Raw genomic sequence first — 23,053 nt, forward strand, 5'->3', positions numbered from 1 at the left:
CTGACCCCATATCGTTGGGGCCAGGCCCGATTTTGCCTCTTGACAATGTCCTGCTCATATTAAAAGGAACGTCCCCAAGCGCCGGGTTTCCGCAGTCATTGGGGACAGACTTAAATGACTAGTCTTTTATGAACGTCCCCAATGACTACCCACAGAATGAGGGTCTCATCGGGGACTAGGTAAATAGCAAAAGCCCCCGCGGCCGAAACGGGCCGCGGGGGCAGCAGGCTTGCAAGGGTTAACTCAAGTCCTCGCCATTTGATGCAATGACCTTTTGATACCAGCAGAAGCTGTCCTTTCGGTAGCGATCGAACGTGCCTTTGCCCGTATCATCGGCATCGACATAAACAAAGCCATAGCGCTTCTTCATCTGCCCCGTCGAGGCCGATACCAGATCGATACAGCCCCACGGCGTGTATCCCATCAGGTCAACACCGTCCTCGACAATTGCATCGCGTAGCGCAAGAATATGCCTGCGCAGGTAATCAATATGATACGCATCGTGGACTTTGCCGTCTTCCAGCGCATCGAGTCCGCCCACACCGTTCTCAGCGATAAAGAGCGGAAGATGGTAACGATCGTGGTAGCCGGCAAGCGTCACGCGCAAACCCAGCGCATCGATCTGCCATTTCCAAGCAGTCTCTTTATCCTTGAGGTACGGATTGCGCAGCGTCGGGAACACGTTACCCTCCGCCTTCTCAGCGATCACCTGGTCATCGGCGCACACCAAGCGCGAGCAATAGTACGAGAACGAGATGAAGTCGACGGTATGCTCGGCCAGATACTCCGTATCGCCTGGCTCAAAGGGCACGTGAACACCCTCTTTCTCGAGCGCACGCAGCTTCCAAGTAGGATAGGCGCCCGCAGCCATCACGTCAGTGTAGAAGTAGCGGCCGCGGTCCTCCTCATACGCAAGCCATACGTCCTCGGGCGCACAACGGTACGGATAGGTCGCACCGGCAGCGATCATGCAGCCCACCTTGTTTGCGGGATCGATCTTGTGCAGGATCTCGACAGCGCGAGCGCTCGCCATAAACATATGGTGCGAGAACGCCGCGGTCACGGCTGCACGGTCACGCTCATCCTCGAGCGTGACGCCCGCGTTGAGATAGGACAGCGCCACGCTGTTGATCTCGTTGAAGGTGAGCCAATAACGCACGAGGCCCTGGTACGCACGTCCGACGGTCTCGACGTAGTGCGCATACCGCTCGATCATCTCTCGGCTTTGCCAGCCACCATAACGCTCGACCAGAGCCAACGGATAGTCGTAGTGCGACAGCGTCACGAGCGGCTCGATTCCGTGCTCGCGCAGCGCCTCGAATACCTGACGGTAAAACTCCAAGCCCTCACCGTTGGGCTCGGCCTCCATCCCTGTGGGAAAAATACGGCTCCAACAAATTGAAAGACGCAGGCACTTAAAGCCCATCTCGGCAAAGAGCTCGACGTCCTCGCGCCAATGATGGAAGAAGTCGTTGCCCCAACGGCATGGATACAGCCTGTCCGGATCATCCACGGGCTTTTGCCTGCCAAACATCACATCCCAGCGGTCGGGACCCTGTGGAATCAGGTCGGAGTGCGACATACCGCGGCCGCCCTCGTTCCAGCCCCCTTCGGCCTGGTTGGCAGCGAGCGCGCCGCCCCACAAAAAGCCCTCGGGCATACCGGCAGCAGACGTTCTGTCAAAGTAACCCATGCTACTCAGTATCCTTGGCAGAAGCTGCCGCGGCGTTCTCCTGCTCCTGCGCCAGGAGCTGGTTGTCGTACACCTTAAAGAACGGGTACCAGACCACAGCCATGACCACGATCAAAACGATCGTAAATACCCAGATACGCGGGTCGAGGCACTGGATAAAGCCCTGAACGAAGATGGGGAACGTGCCGCTCACCAAGATGTAGAAGTTAGAGACAAGACCCAGTGAGATTGCACCCCAATACAGCAGGGCCGAAATCATACCGCCCAGCACAAACGGAATCATGAGGATCGGGTTGAAGATGATGGGTGCGCCAAAGATCGCGGGCTCGGAGATACGGAAGAAGCTCGGCACGATCGATGCCTTGCCAAATGCCTTGAGCTGCTGCGACTTTGCCTTAAACGCGCAGAGCGCCACAAAAGAGAACGTATTGCCCGTGCCGCCGATGAGGTTGATGACCATCGACATGAGTACCGGGTGGAACTCAAGCGGCTGCCCAGCAGCGTAGAGCGAGGCGTTGGCAGCAAAGGCGGCAAGCGTGACCGGGGCGGTGATGGGCATCACGATCATGTTGCCGTGGACGCCAAAGCACCAAAACAGCAGCGTCATGAAGCAGATAAGCAGTGCGCCGGGCACAGAGTCAACTGCGACGGAAAGCGGGGCAGCGAGCAGCTTCTCGATAACCGAGGGGATGGACAGCGTGGGATCGATCATCTGGATCAGCAGGTTGCCACCAAAGAAGATGAGGATGTTGACGAGCATAGGCACGATGGCGCCAAAGGTTTCGGACAAAAACGGCGGCACGCCATCGGGCATCTTGATGGTGATGCCCTTGGTCTGGCAGAAGCGCGTGACCTCGACGGAGACCAGGGCAACGATGATGGCGGTAAACAGGCCCTGCGCACCCAGATAGGTGCAGGGGACCGCCTGGAGCACGGACTCATCAGCAAGCTGGTAGTAGGACGACGGCGCCGCGGCGATCAGGAACATCACCAGCGAGGTCATACCGGCGTTAAGCTTGGGCATCTTGTAGGTGCCCGCCAGGTTATAGGCGATTGCGAACGTCACGATCACCGACAGTATGCCCATCGTCATGTTGAACGGGATGAGCAGCGTGAGCTTATTGGCCGTGGCAAAATCGAGCCAAGGGCCAAAGACGGACCAGAACCCGCCCTGCGCCACCAGGTCGGCCGTGACCGGCGGGTTGGCGATAATCATAAAGACGGCAGAGACCAAGATGAAGCTGATCGCGCTCATAAAGCCCTTTTGCATGGAGGCAAAGTGGCGCTCGGTGCCGCAGAAATTGGCAATAGGGGTCAGTTTTTCCTGAAGCAGGGTCATGAACTTTTCCATGGTCGCCTCCTAGCCCAACAGCGACTGGGCGAGTGCCAGCACGTTGGCGGCGTTGCCCATGCCGTAGTCCTGTGCGGGGATGACCGCGGTCGGCTTACCGCTCCCCTGCTTGACGGTGTTGAGCTGGTAGGACACCTGCGGCCCCAAGAGCAGCACGTCATAATCGGCACAGGTCTCCTGATACTCGCCGATACCCACCGCATCGATATCGAGCTCGATGCCGTTTTGCTCCGCGTATTTCTCGAGTTTCTTCATCAGAATGCTTGTAGACAGGCCAGCTGCGCAAACAAGAAGGATCTTCATAAGGGATTCCCTTCGCATTGATTGGTTGGATAGTCGCCGCACGCCGTTAGGCGTTCTTGGCTGCAGTGCGCTCATACAGGCAGATCAGCTCCTGCACGAGCTCCTGAGCAAGCATGGAGCACATGAGGTGGTCCTGAGCATGGACCAGCAACACATCCACCGACAGATGCTCGCCCGCCGCCTCGGTCGAAAGCAGCTGCGTTTGGATGTGGTGAGCCTTGATTCCCGCATCCTTTGACTGCTTCATGAGTTTGGCGGCAGCGTCAAAATCCCCCGCCTTTGCCTTTTCAAGGGCTTCGAAGGCAAGGCTGCGTGCCTCTCCCGCTGCAGCGACCAGCTGAAACGAAACCATCTCGGTTCCCTGATCGTCCATAACGGTCTCCTCTCCCGTGATGTCTGGTTTGTACTTGAATATTCGAAACACCTATCTCCCGCCCGCAATCCTCGAGGTTTATTGCAGGTAGACTGACAGGGTCATCGACAAAAGAAGTCTTAAGCCGTATGCGCTTGCACAAGCGCCATCAGCTCATGCCAGGACCGGCGCTCGCGTAAGCGCTCGACCCCCTGGCGGTCCATAAAGATCTCAGCGAGCAGCGAGCTCAAGATCCGCGCCTCATCGCCGCCCGACCGGGCAAACGACACCATAAAGACGATATCGACCTCATGGCCGTATTCGTCCCAAAGAATGGGATGTTCGAGCAGGCCCACGGTAACAAAGGCCTCGGCGCTCAAAGGATGCATCCCATGGGGCATGGCCACCCCATTGCCAAACGAGGTGGCACTCGCGCTCTCGCGCTCGGCAACCTCTTGGGCAAACTGGGCATCGACACGGCCGCTCTCGACGGCGCGCTCGGAGAGATATCGGAGAACGGCCTGCTTCGACGACGCCTCAACGCGGTTGAAGAACAGGGCACGGCTAAAGAAAGCGCTCAGGGAGTCCGATTGCGCAGCGTCATCACTCAGCACCTTGCGGATAGCGTTGACATCGCTCGTCTCCAAGAAGAAATCGACCTCGCGGACGGGCACAGGCAACTTGACGTTGAGCGGCACCGTTGTGAACACGTAGTCGATGTGCGAAAAGTCGAGCGTTCCCACGCGGGCGACGTCGCATGTCTCAATCGACTCGATATACATACCAAACTGCTTGCGGTACTGGTGCTCGAGCATACGGGCGCTTCCCGCTCCCGAGGCGCACACGATCAGGATGCGTTTGCGACGCGGCTGGTCGGCTTGCTGCTCGAGGGCCAGGGCAAATGCCATGGCGATGTAGCCGAGCTCCTCATCAGAGGGCTGGCTGCCAAAATGACGCTCGAGTACCTGCGAGGTGCCGGCCGCCATCGAATAGGCCAACGGAAACCTCGTCTTGATATCGGGCAGCATGGGGTTATCCATATGCATGTGATATTCAAGGCGATAACCCAGAGGGCCAATATGCCGAGCAAGGTTCATGCGAAGTTCAAGATCGCTGCTAAAGTCAAACCTAAACTCATCGTTGACCGCACGTACCATCTCGGAAGCAATCTCCCACATCTCGTCCGAGATAACGGCAGAGCCCTTCTCGGGCACGCCCGTGCCCCTGCCGAGCAAATGGATTGCGATAAAGGCAACCTCTTCTCGGGGCATGCTCACGCCCAGGGCATCCTTGATGTTTGCGGCAATCTGGAAAGCCGCGGCGTATTCGCGCGTTCCCTCCAGTTTTTGAACGTCCGATTCTGCAGCTGGGACATAGCAGCCCTGCTCGATGCGGCCAAGAGCGATGTAAAGATGCATGATGAGATTGCGGGATGCCAGCGAGCTCACCGTGACGGGCGAGGCCGTCAGGGCATCGTCCACACATGCGGCGATGGCCCGCAGGTGCTCGGCGAGCTTTGCATCGTCGGTGTCGGGCAACACGGGCCTCACCAGCGAGGCCAGGCACAGGCGCCGTTGCGACTCCCCGCCCGCAACGCGGATTCCGTAGCGTGGGCGCTTTTCAAGCGTTAAGTCAAATTGGGCGAGTTTCTGCTCTACCAGACGCATGTCATTGGACAGAGTCCGCGCCGAAACGTAGAGTAAATCCGCATACTCCTCAATCGTCACCCACTGGGACCGCATTAGGAGGTCGTTAAGAAGGAAGGACACACGGCCGTCGCGCGTATCAGGAATGCCCGGATGGGCCAGAGCCGCACCGTCTAGCAAGCGAGCAAGCTCATCTGCATGTGCAACATCGATACGATATTGCCCTTTGCTGCCAACGATGCGTGCAACCCCCGCAAGCTTGTCGTTTGCGCGATGGATATAGTTTCTCACGGCGCGCTCGCTTACCTCGAGACGCTTGGCAAGCACCGCGACAGCGACAGGCTGATCGTCCTCGATCATATTTACAAGCTGCTTAACGCGAGCATCCATGTCCTCCTCCTTTCCCTGCGTCTAGTCTAACGCGGTAAAGAATGACACTCCACGTCGCGCTCGTTCCGCCAACGCGGAACAGGTTGCGGGGAGTCCAGCTGAACTTATAGGGAGCACGGAGAGAGGGCCCGAAAGCAATGCGTCGGTGTGAGATGCGCTTTCCGCAGTCATTGGGGACAGATTTAAATTAGTAGTCATTGAGGACGTTCTTGTTTGACTAGTCGTTTAAGAACGTCCCCAATGACTACCCACCCATCGGGGACTAGGTAAATAGCAAAAGCCCCGCAGTCGGAGCGGACTGCGGGGCTCATGAAGAGAGGCTAGTCTGTGGGCGCTTTGCCTGGCGCCCACGAGAGAGGCAACAGAGTAGAGACTACTCGTGGATGCGGGTACCGGAGAGACCGGCCATGGTCTCGGCGGCCTTGTCCAGAGCACCGATGATGCAGGTGCGGCCCTTGCGGGAACGGGCGAACTTGATGGCAGCGCGGACCTTGGGCTCCATGGAACCCTTGCCGAACTGACCCTCGTCGGCCAGGCGCTCGGCCTCGTCGGCGGTGAGGTCCTCGAGCTCCTCCTGGTTGGGCTTGCCAAAGTTGATGGCGACATGCTCAACGGCGGTCAGCAGGAACAGAACGTCGGCGTCGCAGTCCTCGGCCAGCAGCTCGCCGCCCAGGTCCTTGTCGATGACGGCGGGAATGCCCTTGTAGCAGCCCTTGTTCTCGTAGTCGCGGACGACGGGGATGCCGCCGCCACCGCAGGCGATGACGATGAACTCGTTGTCGAGCAGGTTGAGGATGGAGTCAGCCTCGACGATCTTCTTGGGATCGGGGGAGGCGACGACGCGACGCCAGCCGCGGCCGGAATCCTCGACGAAGACCTTGGAGGGATCCTCGGCCATGAACTCCTTGGCCTGCTCCTCGGTGTAGAAGGGGCCGATCGGCTTGGTCGGGTTCTTGAACGCGGGATCGTCGGGATCGCACTCGATCTGGGTGACGACGGTGGCGGCGTGCCAACGCTTATAGCGCTTGTGCATCTCGCGGCCGATGCCCTGCTGCAGGTGGTAGCCGATGTAGCCCTGGGACATGGCGCCGCACTCGGGCAGCGGCATCTCGGGGGTGCCGATGGCATCGTGGGCAGCAGCGAAGGCGTTCTGGATCATGCCGACCTGCGGGCCGTTGCCGTGGGTGATGATGATCTCGTTGCCCTGCTCGATAAGACCAAGGAGAGCGTGGGCGGTGTTGCTCACGGCCTCGATCTGCTCGACGGGGTTGTTGCCGAGGGCGTTGCCGCCAAGGGCGACGACAATACGATCGGGCTTACCGTACGGTTTACTCATAGTGTTCGTTCACTTCCCAGCTATTAGCGAAGCGTCGCGTACATCATGGCCTTAATGGTATGCATGCGGTTCTCGGCCTCCTGGAACACACGAGACTGCGCGCTCTCAAAGACCTCGTCGGAAACCTCCATCTCGGTCACGCCGAACTTCTCGGCAATCTCGGCGCCGATGGTGGTCTGCGTATCGTGGAAGCTCGGCAGGCAGTGCATAAAGATGGCGCCGGGGTTTGCCTTGGCCATGACCTCGGGCGTTACTCGATAGGGAGAAAGAAGATCGATTCGGCTCTTCCACAGCTCCTCAGCCTGGCCCATACCGACCCAAACGTCCGTATAGATCACGTCTGCATCCTTGACGCCCTCCTCGATATCCTCAGTGAGCTGGATCGTGCAGCCATTCTGAGCGGCGATCTCCTGGCAGCGCTCAAGAAGCTCGGGATCGAAGTGCGTGGCGCCCTCGACATCGCCCTTGGGTCCGCAGGAGCAGAAGTTAATGCCGAGCTTGGCGCAGATAACCATCAGGGAGTCGCTGACGTTGCCCTGCTCCTTGCCCATATAGGTGAGCTTCATGCCGCGCGTGTCGCCAAACTCCTCACGCATGGTAAGAATGTCGGCAAGGGCCTGGGTGGGATGGTACTCATTGGTCAGACCGTTCCAGACGGGAACGCCAGCCTTGGCGGCAAGCTCCTCGACGATAGACTGGTCAGAACCACGGTACTCGATACCGTCATACATACGGCCGAGCACGCGGGCGGTATCCTCGATGGACTCTTTCTTGCCCATCTGCGACGAGCCGGGGTCGAGGTAGGTCACGCCCATACCCAGGTCCATACCGCCGACCTCAAAGGCACAGCGCGTGCGCGTTGAGGTCTTCTCAAACAGCAGGACAATGTTCTTGCCCTCGAGAAAGCGGTGCGGATAACCGGCGCGCTTCATATCCTTGAAGTTCTTTGAGAGGTCGAGCATGTACTCGATTTCCTCGGACGTAAAGTCAAGCAGGGTAAGAACGCTTCGACCAGAAAGATTAAGAGCCATGATTTGAGTCCTTTCGATTGTTGGAACACACAAGGAGGGATGGGCGGCGCAGACGCACACGCGCCGCCCAGATACGCTAAAGCTGACTAGATTTCCTCACGCCAGAACGGCATGGTCATGCAGCGCGGGCCGCCGCGACCGCGAGAAAGCTCCTCGGAGGGAGCGACGAGCAGCTCGACGCCAGCCTTGTAAAGAGCATCGTTGGTGACAACGTTGCGCTCATACACGCAGACCTTGCCCGGTGCGACCGCAAGAGTGTTGGAACCATCGTTCCACTGCTCACGGGAAGCCTCGATCGGATCGCCGCCACCGCACTCAATCATGGTGATATGGTCCATACCCGTCGCAAGCTCGAGGATATGCTGCAGGGTGCCCTCGAGTTCCTCGATATGCACCTCCCCCTCCGAATCGCCCTTGGTCAAGCGGTAGGCACGAAGCGTCTGGTAGATGCCGGGATAGACCGTGAACTTATCGCGATCGACCTGCGTGCAGACGGTGTCGAGGTGCATGTAGGCATAGCCGTGCGGAATCTTGATGGCATAGATGTTCTCGATCTCGGCCTCATCGGAACCCCAGAACATATTCTTGGCGAGCTCATCGATGGCTGCAGTCTGGGTGCGCTCGGAAATACCGATGGCGAGCGTCTTGGCGTTGATGTTGAGGATATCGCCGCCCTCGATATGCCACTCGCTGTTGTGGTCGTACCAGATGGGGCTACCGGCGTAATCGGGATGGTTGCGCAGCACCGTTTCGTAGAAGATTACCTCGCGGTTGCGCTGATTCCAGTACATGCGGTTCATGGTAGCGCCCTTGCCCACGACAGCCAGAGGGTCACGGGAGAAATACGAGGCCGGCATGGGGAACAGCACCATATCGTCAGCCTTCAACTCCTCGCCGTCCATACTGGCAAGAGAACCGCCAACCTTGGGGATCTCGAGGTCGCGAACGTAGAGGCCGCCCATGGCAGCAAGGACAAACTCCTTGTTGTCCTTAATCGAATCAAGCTTCTCGACAACGGCCTGGCGAAGGGCCGCGTTGGAGATGCCGGACTCACCCATGAACTTCATCATGAACTCTGCGCGAGTGCCCTCGACTTTGTCAAACGTCTCAGCGAGCAGCTCTTCCATATAGACGACCTCGGCGCCAGCGCCGCGAAGAAGGTCGGTAAACTGATCGTGCTCTTTCTGGGCATAGTCCAGATAGAACGCGTCGTGAATCCAAACGCGGTCGAAATCCTCCGCCTTCATGTTTACAAGATCCATACCGGGGCGATGGACGCACACCTTCTTGAGGGCGCCAATCTCGCTATGAACGTTCAGTCCTTTGTTCATCTCTATCCTTCTTTCTCACAACTTGTATGTGGGGTTTTGCATTTACGGCAGGGGGATAAGACCCGAAACCGCAGTGAATGCCATGCAGATAACGCTTACGACCAGGAAGAATTTCCAAGCGACCTTCCACCACTGGCCTAGCGGAATCTTGCAGACGCCAAGACCGGCAACGAGCATCGCGCTTGTTGGCGAAATGAGAGACATGGCCGCGCTGCCCATGGAAAGACCAGTAACTGCGGCCTCGGGGTTTAAGCCCATCAGCTCAACAAGCGGGCCGAAAATGGGAATCGTAAGAGCAGCGATGCCCGAGGAGCTCGGAACGAGGATCGACAGAAGGTTATCCACGACATAGAGAATGCTCGTAAAGATAACTGCCGGAACTCCGGAGAGAGCCGTGGCGAGCGTGTTGAGAATCGTATCGATGATGAGGCCGTCATTGGCGATTACGAGGATTCCGCGGGCGAGGCCAACAACGATGGCAGAGAACGCGAAGTCTGCAATTCCCTTAACGAACTCGCCAGCGATCTCCTTCTCATTCATCCCGGAAACAACACCCGAAAGAAGGGCCATGGCCAAGAAAATCGCAGAGATTTCGTTCATGTACCAGCCCTGGGCCACCAGACCCCAAATGATGGCGGCAAGTCCAAGCACGAAAATAACCATAACGGCTTTCTGCCTACCGGTGAACTCGCTATCGAGGAGATTCTCGTCCGCACCAAACTCTTTGCGCTTCTCGATATCATCGTGGAAAGCTGGGGATGCCTCGGGATTCTTCTTAACCTTGAGGGCATACATCACAACCCATGCGATGGCAACTGCAGTGAGCACGACAAGGGCGATAGTACGCAACCAAAGCTGGGGGTTGCCCTGGATACCGAGGATGCCCTGGGAAATCAGGACGTTGAACGGGTTTACGGTAGATGCGATGTATCCGATACGGGCACCCACAAACACCGTCATGAACGCTGTAATTGAGTCGAAGCCCATGGCCATCATGATCGGCATAAGAATCGCAAAGAACGGAAGCGTCTCCTCTGCCATACCAAAGGTGCTGCCGCCCAAAGCAAAAAGCACCATTAGGATCGGAATGATGAGGACGTCCTTGCTCTTGAACTTCTTCACCACTCGGGCGACGCCGCTCGTGATGGCTCCGGTCGCCGTGATGACCTGGAAGGAACCTCCCACGATCATAATGAATGCAACGACCTCGACCGCTTGCTGGATGCCGATCGCAGGGGCCTCAAGTACTTCGAAGATGCCTTGGCGAAGATCGACCTCGTTGCCGTCCTCGTCCGTATAGACCTTATCGACAGGCTCATAGGTGCCCGAGACCGTTACCTCGCGACCGTTAACCTCCTGGCGCTCAAACGAACCCGAAGGCACGACCCAGGTCAGAACGGCAAATACGGCCATCAAGACGAGAATGATGGTGTACACGTGCGGGACTCGAAGAGTGCGCTTCTTTTCTGTCTCTGCCATCTCTCCTCCTTAATTCAGGGGTTTTTCGTTGCCGGCAAAGCCATTGTGTCATCGCGCAAAACACCCTTCCGTCTCTTCGCCCGCCAACGAAGCGCATCGACCCGTAAACGGATTCCAGATTGATGTAATTCGTCAATTGTCTCTTTAAATAGATGTTTAACATCAATTACTAGCCTTGTTCATGCCATTCTCCTGTGACAAATATGATGTAAATTGAATCAATCTCGTAATGTGCCACTATGGAAGCAATCAATACTCATCGCCAAAGCGAGGTCTTATGTCCGCACTACATGTTCAAAACGAAATAGGAAAGCTAAAAAAGGCCCTCCTGCACTGCCCCGGCTCCGAAACGCGCAATTACCCCGACGGGCAGTTCAATCAAGTCTTTACGCTACGCCCGTCTAGCAGCTCATTCGATCTTGAAAAGGCTCTCAAGGAGCATCATGCTTACTCGGCGATGCTCGAGCGCGAAGGAGTAGAGATTCTCTATCTTGAAAACCTTCTTACCGAAGCCCTTGATGCGACAGACCAAGCGCGTCGCTCCTTTATCGATAGCTTCATTAGAGAATGCGGCGCGTGCGGCATTGAGCTCGAGTCCGCTATTCGCGATTACCTCGAGCACATCGAGGGCTCCCGCGCTCTGGCCCAAGCGGCCGTCAACGGCATCCGTTATTCCCAGGTCTTCGACACGGATAAAGAGATGTTCAGCCTCGCAAAACTGACAGGAGACGCATATTCGCCTGACGACCTTCTCGTAGGCCCCCTTAACACCATGTGGTTCACGCGCGATCCGGCGAGCGTCATCGGCGAAGGTGTCACGCTCAACCATATGTACTGGTCAGAGCGCAACCGTGAGGTTATCGCCTACAAAACGATTTTTAGCTATCACCCGGATTTCCGCGAGATCCCTCAGTTCTTCAAGCATGAATCGACTTACCACATTGAAGGCGGCGACCTGCACAACCTCAATAGCGAGAACGTTGCCGTTGGTATATCCCAACGAACCGAGCCGGCAGCGATAGATACCCTAGCAAATAACTTGCTCTGGGATGAGCGCTCAACTATTGAGTCCGTATGGGCCATTCAGGTTCCCTACGATGATCTCTGTATTCATCTCGACACATACTTCACTCGTGTTGGCTACGAGACATTCCTCGTAGCCCGGGAGCTTCTCGATCAAGCGCGAGTCTACCGCATTACACGGGGCAGATCGGAAAGGACAACCCGGGCGCGCCATGTCGAAGGTGGGCTGAAAGAAGCCTTGAGATTAGCCCTGGGTTCAAGCTCGCTGCAATTCATCCCTTGCGGCGGTTCAAATCCCGGAGCGGCGGAGGTCGAAAGAACCAACAATGCCATAAGCACCCTTTGCCTGGAGCCCGGCAAGGTCTGCGTATACGAAGAGAACGCCGAGACTAACAAAGCACTGGAGCAGGCGGGCATTGAACTTGTGCCCATCTCTATCTTTGAGCTGACAAACGGCTTTGGCGGCCCCAGCTGCCTCTGCCTTCCCCTCGTCCGCGCTTCATAACATGGGAACGGGTCAAAACATAAAGGCTCTTCGCAAGCGCGAGCAGCTCACGCAAGAGGAGTTCGCGGCACTCATCGGCGTCTCCAAAGAAACGGTATGCCGTTGGGAAAAGGACCGCTATGCCATCCGCCGGTCAACATTGCTCAAGATCGTATCGAAATTCAATCTGCCGCTCGACGATCTCACATCTGAAACCGCAGGGCTTGCCGCAAAGCTCGACTACGAGGGGCAGAAGCGGAAATCCAAGGAAACTACTACTGACTCCCTTTGCGATGTATTTAAAATCCAGATGAATGGAGGCAGAACGGGACTTAAGCAGACCGGAACAACGGCGCTCCCCTCATCCGTATTCAAAAACCATCGCGGGTGCTTTTTTGTTCAAATGGACACATCTGCCATGTCCAAATGCTATCCGATAGGATCCCTTCTCCTGGTGGACCCCAACCTGAAACCCTGGAACGGATGCTCCGTCATCGCCTTGGCCGATAATTCCAGAATGGTCATACGGCGATATAGCACCGGCACGAACACAGTGATGCTGTCATCCTACTCATATCGCACGTCGGAACCGGATATTGTGCTGGACAAACGCCGAATCAGGATTCTCGGAGTCATCGTCTGGTTTCAGGCATCCCATGACCTGAGCATCTAATCAGATTGGCTCTTATTCGCCTTCCTCATTTGCTCGCGCTCCAAACAGCAAAAGCCCCGCAGTCGGAGCGGACTGCGGGGCTCATGAAGAGAGGCTAGTCTGTGGGCGCTTTGCCTGGCGCCCACGAGAGAGGCAACAGAGTAGAGACTACTCGTGGATGCGGGTACCGGAGAGACCGGCCATGGTCTCGGCGGCCTTGTCCAGAGCACCGATGATGCAGGTGCGGCCCTTGCGGGAACGGGCGAACTTGATGGCAGCGCGGACCTTGGGCTCCATGGAACCCTTGCCGAACTGACCCTCGTCGGCCAGGCGCTCGGCCTCGTCGGCGGTGAGGTCCTCGAGCTCCTCCTGGTTGGGCTTGCCAAAGTTGATGGCGACATGCTCAACGGCGGTCAGCAGGAACAGAACGTCGGCGTCGCAGTCCTCGGCCAGCAGCTCGCCGCCCAGGTCCTTGTCGATGACGGCGGGAATGCCCTTGTAGCAGCCCTTGTTCTCGTAGTCGCGGACGACGGGGATGCCGCCGCCACCGCAGGCGATGACGATGAACTCGTTGTCGAGCAGGTTGAGGATGGAGTCAGCCTCGACGATCTTCTTGGGATCGGGGGAGGCGACGACGCGACGCCAGCCGCGGCCGGAATCCTCGACGAAGACCTTGGAGGGATCCTCGGCCATGAACTCCTTGGCCTGCTCCTCGGTGTAGAAGGGGCCGATCGGCTTGGTCGGGTTCTTGAACGCGGGATCGTCGGGATCGCACTCGATCTGGGTGACGACGGTGGCGGCGTGCCAACGCTTATAGCGCTTGTGCATCTCGCGGCCGATGCCCTGCTGCAGGTGGTAGCCGATGTAGCCCTGGGACATGGCGCCGCACTCGGGCAGCGGCATCTCGGGGGTGCCGATGGCATCGTGGGCAGCAGCGAAGGCGTTCTGGATCATGCCGACCTGCGGGCCGTTGCCGTGGGTGATGATGATCTCGTTGCCCTGCTCGATAAGACCAAGGAGAGCGTGGGCGGTGTTGCTCACGGCCTCGATCTGCTCGACGGGGTTGTTGCCGAGGGCGTTGCCGCCAAGGGCGACGACAATACGATCGGGCTTACCAAGAGGCTTAGACATTGCTGGAATCCTTTCTGTAAAAGGCCTACAACCCATTAATAACCCGCGTCCGTGCGATACGCGAGTTTATTAAGGTTTATATTCTCTTTATCGCTCATTTTATTCATTTTGAAAATACCTAAGCGGCGAACGGTCGATTTTACCCGCTCAGCGTAAAGAAGCCCAGTTCAGGCATATCTACGCCATTTACGTGCAACTTTATTTAAATAGAGCAGGGATTAGACCAGATTATGCAAACTATATCTTTGCTAAACACAAAACGGACAGCGCAATATCTTACTCGCACTATACGCGATTCTATACATTAATTTGACGAGTATGCACCCCTGCAAAAACATGGGGCTTTTCATCCAACATAAGGGATAGCCGATCGCGCTTCACCCCGCGGCAAGCGACTGCGAGTTCGCAGTATGGAACTTTACCGTCGGCTTCTGCATGAACGCTGCCGACGCCCTTTCGCTCCTGCGCGCCCAAGCAGCCGAGAACGCTAACGGCGCCACTGTCAACCTGGCCACCCTCAACAACGGCGCCGCCAGCCTTTTCGCAAAGTACCGTGCTGGTTCGCTGGCTTTGAGGCCTAAGTGAGCTTTGCTATTTGCCAATTTTTGTATGATTTGGGTCAAATCTATTTGTTAATTTTTGTATGATTAGGGGCAAATCTATTTGCCAATTTTTGTCAATGAGGTGTTTTAATGCTACGCCGCAAGGTCACTGATAGGCTTTTGAGCTGGAAGAATAACTCCCATAAGGCCCTGCTTGTTACCGGTGCGCGTCAGATTGGCAAGAGCTATGCGATTCGCGCGTTTGGAAAGAGCAACTACGCTTCGTATTATGAGGTCAATCTGCTACTTGATGCCGAGGCAAGAGACGTACTTGTTGGCGCTAAGAACTCCATTGACTTCATCAACCGTGTGGCCCTTCTTGCGGATGCACCGCTTGTTGAAGGAGACACGCTTATCTTCGTCGATGAGATTCAGGAGTATCCGCAGATCGTTACACTTATGAAGGCGCTGGTCGAGGACGGACGCTTTAGCTATGTCTTCTCGGGGTCTATGCTTGGGACTGAGTTTAAGGGGATCTCTTCTTTCCCGGTGGGGTATGTCGAGCACATTGTTATGCGGCCAATGGATTTTGAAGAGTTTTGTTGGGCAAACAGCATCAGCGAGAATGTGCTTGCAGACATCCGCAGCTGCCTTGTCGAGAGGCGTCCCGTCGAAAATTTTATTCATGAGGCGATGCTCAAAAACTTTAGAGCTTATATCGTTTGCGGCGGCATGCCGGAGGTCGTTCAGAACTATATCGATTCGGGCTATTCGCTCGTGAGAACGCGTGAGCTTCAAATTCAGCTAGTCGATCAGTACAAAAGCGATATCTCTAAATATGCATCGACTCGAGCGTTTAACGTTCGCTCCATTTTCGAGCAAATTCCCGTTCAGCTTGAGGCGGAGTCCCATCGCTTTATCGTCTCGTCTCTAGGCGAGGGAGCTCGTCTTCAAAAATACGAGCAGGATTTCCTATGGCTGGTGAACGCAGGCGTTGGATTGATGGTCCCCCAGGTGACGGAGGCACGAAGTCCTCTCAAGAGGACGGAGAAAACGACAGCCTTTAAACTATACGAGTCCGATACAGGTATGCTCGCATCGCGGTATCCCGGCAGCACGGCACGCGCCGTCTACCTTGACATGAAAACCCCCAACCTCGGCGGCCTCTATGAGAACGTGGTCGCACAGGAACTCGTTGCCCTCGGAGCAGATACGTGGTACTACCAAACGCGTGAGGTCGGTGAAGTCGACTTTGTAATCGAAGGTGCCCTCGGGCATGTTGTCCCAATCGAAGTCAAATCGGGCAAGAAAGTTCGAGCACATGCAGCCCTCGACCGTTTGATGAGTGTGGGCGAGTACAAAATTCCCGAGGCCGTTGTGCTGAGCCACGAAAACCTTTGCAAAGAGGGCAAGATCCTTTACGTTCCAATCTATATGACATTCTGTCTCGATGAGTTTATGGAAAAGGACGACCCCAACAACGATTTCTCGTTTGCACCCATATCTCTCTAGGTCATCTGAGTCCGCAAGCCAGCCCCCACGCCCAAAGTACTGCGCCTTTCGCGCCAAAGGCGCGAAACAGCAAGGGGATAGAAGGCAGCGACAACCAACTCCCCCACTATGCCCAAAGTGCTGCGATGTTTCGCGCAAAGCGCGAAACAGCACTGGGGCAGCAGAAGGCCACAATCAGCTAGCCCTCCATGCCCAAAGTGGCGCGTGGTTTCGCGGCCACGCCGCGAAACAGCGACCGGGACAAGGCACCCCCACAGCCACGTCCTTCATTCAGCCCCACAATCCGAGGACGTAGTCGTAGCAGGATCTGAGGGCTAACCTTCGCGGACACTCCGCAGGACGAAAGAACCCCCGCCGCACGTAGTGCGCAGCGGGGGTTCTTTCATGTCCGAGGACGTCCGCGAAGGTCAGCCCTCAGATCCTGCGGTGGGAGACCTAGGCCTCGTTGTACACCGTCTTGAGCTTCAGCAGGTGAGCGTAGCGGTCCATGGCGGCCTGCTCGTTCTCCTTGAAGAGCTCCTCGGCACGCTCGGGGAAGGAACGCGTCAGCGAAGCGTAACGGGCCTCGTTCATCAGGAACTCCTGATAACCGCCCGCGGGCTCCTTGGAATCGAGCGAGAACTTCTTGCCGGCAGCAGCCTCGGGGTTGAAGCGGAAGAGGTTCCAGTAACCGCACTCGACAGCCTTCTTCATCTCGGCCTGGCAGTTCTGCATGCCGCCCTTCTTGATGGAGTGCATCTCGCAGGGGCTGTAGCCGATGATGAGGGACGGGCCGTCGTAGGCCTCGGCCTCGTGGATAGCCTTGAGGGTCTGAGCCGGGTTGGCGCCCATGGCGACCTGCGCCACGTAGACGTAGCCGTAGCTCATGGCAATCTCGGCCAGAGACTTCTTCTTGGTCACCTTACCGGCAGCGGCGAACTGAGCGACCTGGCCCAGGTTCGAGGCCTTGGAGGCCTGACCGCCGGTGTTGGAGTAAACCTCGGTGTCGAAGACGAAGACGTTGACATTGTGGCCGGAAGCCAGGACGTGGTCCAGGCCACCGAAGCCGATGTCGTAGGCCCAACCGTCGCCACCGAAGATCCAGAAGGACTTCTTGGTGAGGTAAGCCTTGTCGGCGAGGATCGCCTTGGAAGCGTCGCAGCCGCACTTCTCGAGCTCGGCAACGTAGGCAGCGGCAGCGGTCTTGGAAGCCTCGACATCGTTGACGGAGTCGATCCAAGCCTGGCCAGCGGCCTTGAGCTCGTCGGACGGACCGTCAGCGGCGATAATCTCCTGGGTGGCGGCGATCAGCTTGCGCTGAACGGCCTCGTAGCCAACGGCCATGCCCAGACCGTGCTCGGCATTGTCCTCGAACAGGGAGTTGTTCCACGCCGGGCCGTGACCGTCCTTGTCCTTGCAGTAAGGAGCGGTGGCAGCGGGGTTGCCCCAAATGGAGGAGCAGCCAGTGGCGTTGGAGATGAACATGCGGTCGCCGGCGACCTGGGTCACCAGACGTGCATAGGCGGTCTCGGCGCAGCCGGCGCAGGAGCCAGAGAACTCCAGGTAGGGCTGCTTGAACTGGCTGCCCTTGACGTTGGCCGCGATGAGCTCCTTCTTCTCGGAGACGTTCTCGACCATGTAGTCCCAAACGGGCTGCTGGTCCATCTCCTGCTCGGTGGGAACCATCTCGAGGGCGCCCTTGGGACAGACCTTGACGCAGTTGGTGCAGCCCATGCAGTCGAGCGGGGACACGGCCATGGCGAACTTCATACCCTTGGCCTTGGGGCCCATAGCGTCGAGCGTGCGGGTAGCCTCGGGCGCGGCGGCAGCCTCGTCCTCGGTCATCGCGAACGGACGGATGGTGGCATGCGGGCACACATAGGCGCACTGGTTGCACTGGATGCACTTGGTCTCGTCCCAGTGGGGAACGACCACGGCGACGCCGCGCTTCTCGTATGCGGAGGCGCCCAGCTCAAACTGGCCGTCGGCGCAATCGACAAAGGCGGAAACGGGCAGGCTGTCGCCATCCATGCGATCGATGGGCTCGAGCAGGTTCTTGACCTGCTGGGCGATGGCGGACTTGGTCTCCTCGGAGAGCTCGACGGGAGCGGCATCCTCGGCGGTTGCCCAGTCGGCCGGAACCTCGAACTTACGGAAGGCGGTAGCGCCGGCATCGATGGCCTTGTGGTTGGCGTCGACGATGGCCTGGCCCTTCTTCATGTAGGACTTGGTAGCCGCGTCCTTCATGTACTGCAGAGCGTCCTCGGCGGGCAGGACCTTGGCCAGCGCGAAGAAGGCGGACTGGAGCACCGTGTTGGTGCGCTTGCCCATGCCGACCTTGGCGGCCAGGTCGATAGCGTCAATCAGGTAGACGTTGACGTTGTTGTTCGCAATGTAGCGCTTGGCCACAGCGGGCATGTGCTCGGCGAACTCCTCGTCGCTCCACTGGCAGTTGACCAGGAAGGTGCCGCCAGGCTTGACGTCGCGGACCATCTTGAAGCCCTTGACGATGTAGCTGGGGTTGTGGCAAGCGACAAAGTCGGCCTTGGTCACGTAGTACGGCGAGCGGATCGGGGAATCACCAAAGCGCAGGTGCGAGACGGTGACGCCGCCGGTCTTCTTAGAGTCGTACTGGAAGTAGGCCTGAACGTACTTGTCGGTGTGATCGCCGATGATCTTGATCGAGTTCTTGTTGGCGCCGACGGTACCGTCGCCACCCAGACCCCAGAACTTGCACTCGATGGTGCCGGGGGCTGCGGTGTTGGGCGCATCCTCGGCCTCGGGCAGGCTCAGGTTGGTCACGTCATCGACAATGCCGATGGTGAACTCGCGCTTGGGCTCGTCCTTCTTAAGCTCCTCGAAGACAGCGAACGCGGACGCGGGAGGCGTGTCCTTGCTGCCCAGGCCGTAACGGCCGCCGACGACCTTGATGCCCGTCTTGCCGGCCTCGTAGAGAGCGGAGACGACGTCCTGGTAGAGCGGCTCGCCGATGGAACCCGGCTCCTTGGTACGGTCCATGACGGCGATCTTCTGGACGGTCTCGGGGAGAACGTCGACGAAGTGCTTGATGGAGAACGGACGGAACAGACGAACCTTGACCAGGCCGACCTTCTCGCCGTGAGCGTTGAGGTAGTCGATGACTTCCTCGAGCACGTCGCAGAAGGAGCCCATGCACACGACGACGCGGTCGGCATCGGGAGCGCCGTAGTAGTTGAACAGGCCGTAATCGGTGCCGAGCTTCTCGTTGATCTTCTTCATGTAGCCCTCGACGACGGCGGGAAGCTCGTCGTAGACCTTGTTGCAGGCCTCGCGGTTCTGGAAGAAGATGTCGCCGTTCTCGTGGCTGCCGCGGGTATGCGGGTGCTCAGGGTTGAGCGCGTGATCGCGGAAAGCCTGGACGGCGTCCATGTCGCACATCTCGGCCAGATCCTTGTAGTCCCACATGGCGACCTTCTGGATCTCGTGGCTGGTGCGGAAGCCATCGAAGAAGTTAAGGAACGGGGTCTTGCCCTCGATGGCGGCAAGGTGAGCCACCGGCGAAAGGTCCATGACCTCCTGGACGTTGCCCTCGGCGAGCATGGCGAAACCGGTCTGACGGCAGGCCATGACGTCGGAGTGATCGCCAAAAATGTTCAGGGCGTGGGAAGCGACGCAACGCGCGGAGACGTGGAAGACGCCCGGGAGCTGCTCGCCCGCGATCTTGTACATGTTCGGGATCATCAGGAGCAAACCCTGAGAAGCCGTGTAGGTGGTGGTCAGAGCACCGGCGCCCAGCGAACCGTGAACGGTACCGGCTGCACCTGCCTCGGACTCCATCTCGACGACCTTGACCGGGGTGCCGAAGATGTTCTTGCGACCCTGGGCCGCCCACTGGTCGACATGGTCGGCCATCGGGCTGGACGGCGTAATGGGATAAATTCCCGCTACCTCGGTGTACGCATACGAAACATATGCGGCCGCCTCGTTGCCGTCCATAGACTTAAACTTACGCGCCATATACCCCTCTCCTCTCATATAGGTATACAGGCCCCGGCGATTGCCGGGATGTTGGCGTGATGGGATTTTCGCTGTTGCTTCCAATCATCTGGCAGGCAGACTGAGCAGCAGGCACATGGCGTGGAGAGAAGGCATGCCAAGGCGAGGAGGGCTGCACGCGCTCCACAGGCCCAGCTACCCGTCTTGCACATGACCGAGCGCCGCAAAGGCCGCATGCCGGATGCTCCCGGGCACGCCCCGGCGATGGGAAGCGCCCGCAACGGAAATCCGCATGCGGGTTTATTGTACCCCGCCGTTAAGTGTAATTTCGACAAATATAGGCGGGCGGTAAAGGTTTACCTCGGGTGACCGCCAAAGGCCAGAATGGTCCCTCCATCCCCGGACGACTGGCTCTGACGCGCCAAGGAGTGTCCCCAAGTACCGGCAGGAAAGGAACGTCCCTAACTGCCGGCTAGAGGGCGCCGAGCAGGATGGCGTAGGTGGTGGATTCGCCGAGTTTGAGCTCGTCGCCGGGGTTGAGCTGGGCGGAGCGGCCGGGCTCTACTTGAATACACACACTCGTGACCCCGTTTACCACCACGGTGCCGTTAGTGGACGACAGGTCCTCGACAAACCATGCGCCAGACTCGTCGCACCAGATATGGGCATGGCGGGCCGAGACGTCGTCGGTGATGCCGCCCTCCCCCGTTGCCAGCGCGCCGATCTCAACGCCTTCCTCACTCGGCTGAATCCAGCGCGGGACGCTCACCACGTAGCCGTTTTGCACGCACAGCAGTCCCAGCGGATGCGCCGGCGCGACCTCGTGCTCGCCCGCGACCGAAGATGTGCTCAGCGAGCGCGGCGTCGACGTGTCGCCGCCACGGGTCGCATGAGCGCGGCGGCTCGCCCGACTTGGAACTAAGGCGGGCGTGAGAGCAAACGGCATAGGGAACGAATCTTGCGGATGTACTCCTCGACGTCAGGCAGGTAAGCCCCACGAAGTCACCGGGGAGGCCCAAGCGGCCCGGCACCACTTCCAGATTCTGACCAGGGCGAGTCGTTCGCCGGTGGCTGAAGGCTCGCTCCCACCCAAAAGGGGAGATTCGCGTTGTTCCCCAATCGCTCTCGCATCTTTCATTTTGCTCGAGGTGGGCTATAAAAACTTTCCTGGTGAAAGGCGGCGATTGGTTTCCTTTCTTTCTAGAGGAGCGCGCCTGTAATCTGTTTTCATCCTAAATCAAGTTAAGATCGGACCTTCCAGAGGCAAGTCGACTCAAACTGCGAGGCTCCATGTTGGAATAAAGAGCGCTGTCGAAGTGCCAACAACACAAAGCCTGCCAGTCTCAAATAGAACCTTTTGGGAGTCCGATTGGGCCGCACACCGAATCCCCGCTGGTGGTTTTTTATAGCTGCGCAACAATAAACAAGGTTAGTGCCAGTCCAGCATGAAATTGAGGAACGTATGCATTTTTTCTCAGTAAGTGATCGTCGTTACTGCTTCGATGAGGTCACTCGCAATTGCTTTCAGGTTGACCAAGCATCAGAAGATGCGCTTCGCATATTTGAAGCATCGGGAAGAACGGTCAACTCGAAGTTGCTAACAAAGTCACTTGCTGCGAAAGGCTACGACCAAACGACCATAGCAGAACTTGAAGACGACATTGATGAGTATCAACGATTGTCTGAGCGGACTTTCTTAACAAAAGACACGCCTCGAAAACTTAGATCCATCGAACTCCACGTTTCACATGCATGCAACCTTGGTTGTAGTTACTGTTTTGCCGGTAAAGGAGATTATGGAACGTCTCCTCTGCTGATGACAGACGAGATAGCCTTCAAGGCGGTCGACTACCTCGTCGCAAGTTCATCGGAAAACGAAACGCTTGCGATCGTCTTTTTTGGTGGGGAACCCATGATTAACGAGCCGCTGATATGGAAAACGGTCGACTATTCAAAAAGAATATACCCCAATAGAAACTTTACCTATTCTATTACGACCAACGGAACGCTTTTGAATGACACTGCTGTGAATTCTTTCAAGGAGCACGGGTTTTCTGTTCTGATTAGTCTCGATGGTACAGGATGCAAGCACGATGCATCGCGCCCGTACAAGACGGGAGGCGGCTCTTTCTCCGATATCGACAAAAACGTTCGTCGTTTTTCCGAGTCGTTCCCCTTCGGCGCAAGAGCGACCTTAACAAATAATAACTGTAACCTTGTTGAAGACTATCTTCAGTTTAAAGAGATGGGCTTCAGAAGGATTTACTTCTCGCCCGTGAGCTCATTCGATGAGAATATCAAACTCGACGAACACTCATTAAACAAAATCAGGGCGGGCCTAATAGATTTGGCGGATCAATATCTCAAACAGATTGATCAAGGGGAAAAGCCCTTGTTTAGAACATTGAAAACTGCAGTTGATTTGATTATGAGCAACAGGATCGCCTTTGTCGGATGCGGGGCTGGCAGGCGTTTTATTTCCGTGACTCCCGAAGGGGACGTATACCCCTGTCACAGGTTTGTCGGGATGATGCGATTCAAAATGGGCAACATCGTCACCGGAATTGACGAAACTAGGTATATTGAAAACTGGAGTCAGGGTGTCGAAAAAAGAATTGACTGTACGGACTGTTGGGCTCGGTCTTTCTGTGGTGGGGGCTGTAGCTGGGAGGCTGCAGACGAGCACGGCTACTTGCCCAAGAGTCTACACCCTGCATCATGTGAATATAGAAAAATGTGCTACGAGATGGCTTTTGACCTTATTTCCCTTGATTATCGACTTTATCCGAACACCTCCCTCATTCATCCGCACATGTGCGGATGAATGTGGGAACCCGATACCC

General features: G+C 57.2%; 17 protein-coding genes. 5 read left to right on the top strand and 12 right to left on the bottom strand.

Annotated elements, in window-relative coordinates:
• Nucleotides 1–238: 238 nt before the first annotated feature.
• From AB5758_RS08275 to AB5758_RS08315, 9 genes are all read right to left on the bottom strand, one after another.
• Nucleotides 239–1,693: a family 1 glycosylhydrolase gene (locus AB5758_RS08275; protein WP_255413336.1), complete on the bottom strand. Its 1,455-nt coding sequence runs from the start codon at nucleotides 1,691–1,693 to the stop codon at nucleotides 239–241.
• Nucleotide 1,694: 1 nt separating this feature from the next.
• Nucleotides 1,695–3,044, bottom strand: a complete 1,350-nt coding sequence (locus AB5758_RS08280; protein WP_117565032.1) for a PTS sugar transporter subunit IIC — start codon at nucleotides 3,042–3,044, stop codon at nucleotides 1,695–1,697.
• Nucleotides 3,045–3,053: 9 nt separating this feature from the next.
• Nucleotides 3,054–3,347: a PTS sugar transporter subunit IIB gene (locus tag AB5758_RS08285; protein WP_117565033.1), complete on the bottom strand. Its 294-nt coding sequence runs from the start codon at nucleotides 3,345–3,347 to the stop codon at nucleotides 3,054–3,056.
• A gap of 46 nt (nucleotides 3,348–3,393) precedes the next feature.
• Nucleotides 3,394–3,720: a PTS lactose/cellobiose transporter subunit IIA gene (locus tag AB5758_RS08290; RefSeq protein WP_117565034.1), complete on the bottom strand. Its 327-nt coding sequence runs from the start codon at nucleotides 3,718–3,720 to the stop codon at nucleotides 3,394–3,396.
• 119 nt (nucleotides 3,721–3,839) lie between these two features.
• Entirely contained in the window at nucleotides 3,840–5,735 is a 1,896-nt protein-coding gene (locus tag AB5758_RS08295; protein WP_161145316.1) for a BglG family transcription antiterminator, read from the bottom strand.
• A 373-nt stretch (nucleotides 5,736–6,108) separates the two neighbouring features.
• Nucleotides 6,109–7,071, bottom strand: a complete 963-nt coding sequence (gene arcC, locus AB5758_RS08300; RefSeq protein WP_368152553.1) for a carbamate kinase — start codon at nucleotides 7,069–7,071, stop codon at nucleotides 6,109–6,111.
• Nucleotides 7,072–7,094: 23 nt separating this feature from the next.
• Nucleotides 7,095–8,102: an ornithine carbamoyltransferase gene (argF, locus tag AB5758_RS08305; protein ID WP_117767348.1), complete on the bottom strand. Its 1,008-nt coding sequence runs from the start codon at nucleotides 8,100–8,102 to the stop codon at nucleotides 7,095–7,097.
• An 86-nt stretch (nucleotides 8,103–8,188) separates the two neighbouring features.
• Nucleotides 8,189–9,433: an arginine deiminase gene (locus AB5758_RS08310; protein ID WP_195625383.1), complete on the bottom strand. Its 1,245-nt coding sequence runs from the start codon at nucleotides 9,431–9,433 to the stop codon at nucleotides 8,189–8,191.
• Nucleotides 9,434–9,475: 42 nt separating this feature from the next.
• Entirely contained in the window at nucleotides 9,476–10,912 is a 1,437-nt protein-coding gene (locus AB5758_RS08315) for a YfcC family protein (RefSeq protein WP_187361863.1), read from the bottom strand.
• 277 nt (nucleotides 10,913–11,189) lie between these two features.
• Between AB5758_RS08315 and AB5758_RS08320 the strand changes: the two genes are divergently transcribed.
• Both AB5758_RS08320 and AB5758_RS08325 read left to right on the top strand, forming a co-directional pair.
• Nucleotides 11,190–12,440, top strand: a complete 1,251-nt coding sequence (locus AB5758_RS08320) for an arginine deiminase (protein ID WP_158558657.1) — start codon at nucleotides 11,190–11,192, stop codon at nucleotides 12,438–12,440.
• A gap of 1 nt (nucleotide 12,441) precedes the next feature.
• Nucleotides 12,442–13,092, top strand: a complete 651-nt coding sequence (locus AB5758_RS08325; RefSeq protein ID WP_117648557.1) for a LexA family transcriptional regulator — start codon at nucleotides 12,442–12,444, stop codon at nucleotides 13,090–13,092.
• 147 nt (nucleotides 13,093–13,239) lie between these two features.
• Here AB5758_RS08325 and arcC (AB5758_RS08330) read toward each other — a convergent pair whose 3' ends face one another.
• The gene (arcC, locus tag AB5758_RS08330) at nucleotides 13,240–14,202 is read right to left on the bottom strand and encodes a carbamate kinase (protein ID WP_368152556.1); all 963 of its coding nucleotides are present in this window, start codon (nucleotides 14,200–14,202) and stop codon (nucleotides 13,240–13,242) included.
• Between the two features lie 435 nt (nucleotides 14,203–14,637).
• On the opposite strand from arcC (AB5758_RS08330), the gene AB5758_RS08335 reads away from it, so the two are divergent.
• Both AB5758_RS08335 and AB5758_RS08340 read left to right on the top strand, forming a co-directional pair.
• Nucleotides 14,638–14,787: a hypothetical protein gene (locus AB5758_RS08335; RefSeq protein WP_156333784.1), complete on the top strand. Its 150-nt coding sequence runs from the start codon at nucleotides 14,638–14,640 to the stop codon at nucleotides 14,785–14,787.
• Nucleotides 14,788–14,894: 107 nt separating this feature from the next.
• Complete coding sequence (locus AB5758_RS08340; protein WP_195625046.1) at nucleotides 14,895–16,256, top strand: ATP-binding protein; 1,362 nt, start codon at nucleotides 14,895–14,897, stop codon at nucleotides 16,254–16,256.
• Nucleotides 16,257–16,691: 435 nt separating this feature from the next.
• Here AB5758_RS08340 and nifJ read toward each other — a convergent pair whose 3' ends face one another.
• Entirely contained in the window at nucleotides 16,692–20,231 is a 3,540-nt protein-coding gene (nifJ, locus tag AB5758_RS08345; protein ID WP_368141824.1) for a pyruvate:ferredoxin (flavodoxin) oxidoreductase, read from the bottom strand.
• A gap of 451 nt (nucleotides 20,232–20,682) precedes the next feature.
• Complete coding sequence (locus AB5758_RS08350) at nucleotides 20,683–21,156, bottom strand: FHA domain-containing protein (RefSeq protein WP_368141822.1); 474 nt, start codon at nucleotides 21,154–21,156, stop codon at nucleotides 20,683–20,685.
• Nucleotides 21,157–21,672: 516 nt separating this feature from the next.
• Here AB5758_RS08350 and AB5758_RS08355 point away from each other — a divergent pair.
• Nucleotides 21,673–23,034 carry a radical SAM/SPASM domain-containing protein gene (locus tag AB5758_RS08355; RefSeq protein ID WP_368155489.1) on the top strand — a complete coding sequence of 454 codons (1,362 nt, stop codon included), beginning with the start codon at nucleotides 21,673–21,675 and terminating at the stop codon, nucleotides 23,032–23,034.
• Nucleotides 23,035–23,053 lie beyond the last annotated feature (19 nt).

Source organism: Collinsella aerofaciens (genome assembly GCF_040926405.1).
Classification (GTDB): Bacteria; Actinomycetota; Coriobacteriia; order Coriobacteriales; family Coriobacteriaceae; genus Collinsella.

What these genes read in the sequence shown, in the direction of transcription:
- AB5758_RS08320 (WP_158558657.1), top strand. Translation starts at nt 11,190, where the DNA reads ATGTCCGCACTACATGTTCAAAACGAAATAGGAAAGCTAAAAAAGGCC.
- AB5758_RS08340 (WP_195625046.1), top strand. Translation starts at nt 14,895, where the DNA reads ATGCTACGCCGCAAGGTCACTGATAGGCTTTTGAGCTGGAAGAATAAC.
- AB5758_RS08355 (WP_368155489.1), top strand. Translation starts at nt 21,673, where the DNA reads ATGCATTTTTTCTCAGTAAGTGATCGTCGTTACTGCTTCGATGAGGTC.
- AB5758_RS08295 (WP_161145316.1), bottom strand. Translation starts at nt 5,735, where the DNA reads ATGGATGCTCGCGTTAAGCAGCTTGTAAATATGATCGAGGACGATCAG.
- AB5758_RS08285 (WP_117565033.1), bottom strand. Translation starts at nt 3,347, where the DNA reads ATGAAGATCCTTCTTGTTTGCGCAGCTGGCCTGTCTACAAGCATTCTG.
- AB5758_RS08315 (WP_187361863.1), bottom strand. Translation starts at nt 10,912, where the DNA reads ATGGCAGAGACAGAAAAGAAGCGCACTCTTCGAGTCCCGCACGTGTAC.
- AB5758_RS08350 (WP_368141822.1), bottom strand. Translation starts at nt 21,156, where the DNA reads ATGCCGTTTGCTCTCACGCCCGCCTTAGTTCCAAGTCGGGCGAGCCGC.
- AB5758_RS08275 (WP_255413336.1), bottom strand. Translation starts at nt 1,693, where the DNA reads ATGGGTTACTTTGACAGAACGTCTGCTGCCGGTATGCCCGAGGGCTTT.
- AB5758_RS08280 (WP_117565032.1), bottom strand. Translation starts at nt 3,044, where the DNA reads ATGGAAAAGTTCATGACCCTGCTTCAGGAAAAACTGACCCCTATTGCC.
- arcC (WP_368152556.1), bottom strand. Translation starts at nt 14,202, where the DNA reads ATGTCTAAGCCTCTTGGTAAGCCCGATCGTATTGTCGTCGCCCTTGGC.
- argF (WP_117767348.1), bottom strand. Translation starts at nt 8,102, where the DNA reads ATGGCTCTTAATCTTTCTGGTCGAAGCGTTCTTACCCTGCTTGACTTT.
- AB5758_RS08290 (WP_117565034.1), bottom strand. Translation starts at nt 3,720, where the DNA reads ATGGACGATCAGGGAACCGAGATGGTTTCGTTTCAGCTGGTCGCTGCA.
- AB5758_RS08325 (WP_117648557.1), top strand. Translation starts at nt 12,442, where the DNA reads ATGGGAACGGGTCAAAACATAAAGGCTCTTCGCAAGCGCGAGCAGCTC.
- arcC (WP_368152553.1), bottom strand. Translation starts at nt 7,071, where the DNA reads ATGAGTAAACCGTACGGTAAGCCCGATCGTATTGTCGTCGCCCTTGGC.
- nifJ (WP_368141824.1), bottom strand. Translation starts at nt 20,231, where the DNA reads ATGGCGCGTAAGTTTAAGTCTATGGACGGCAACGAGGCGGCCGCATAT.
- AB5758_RS08310 (WP_195625383.1), bottom strand. Translation starts at nt 9,433, where the DNA reads ATGAACAAAGGACTGAACGTTCATAGCGAGATTGGCGCCCTCAAGAAG.
- AB5758_RS08335 (WP_156333784.1), top strand. Translation starts at nt 14,638, where the DNA reads ATGAACGCTGCCGACGCCCTTTCGCTCCTGCGCGCCCAAGCAGCCGAG.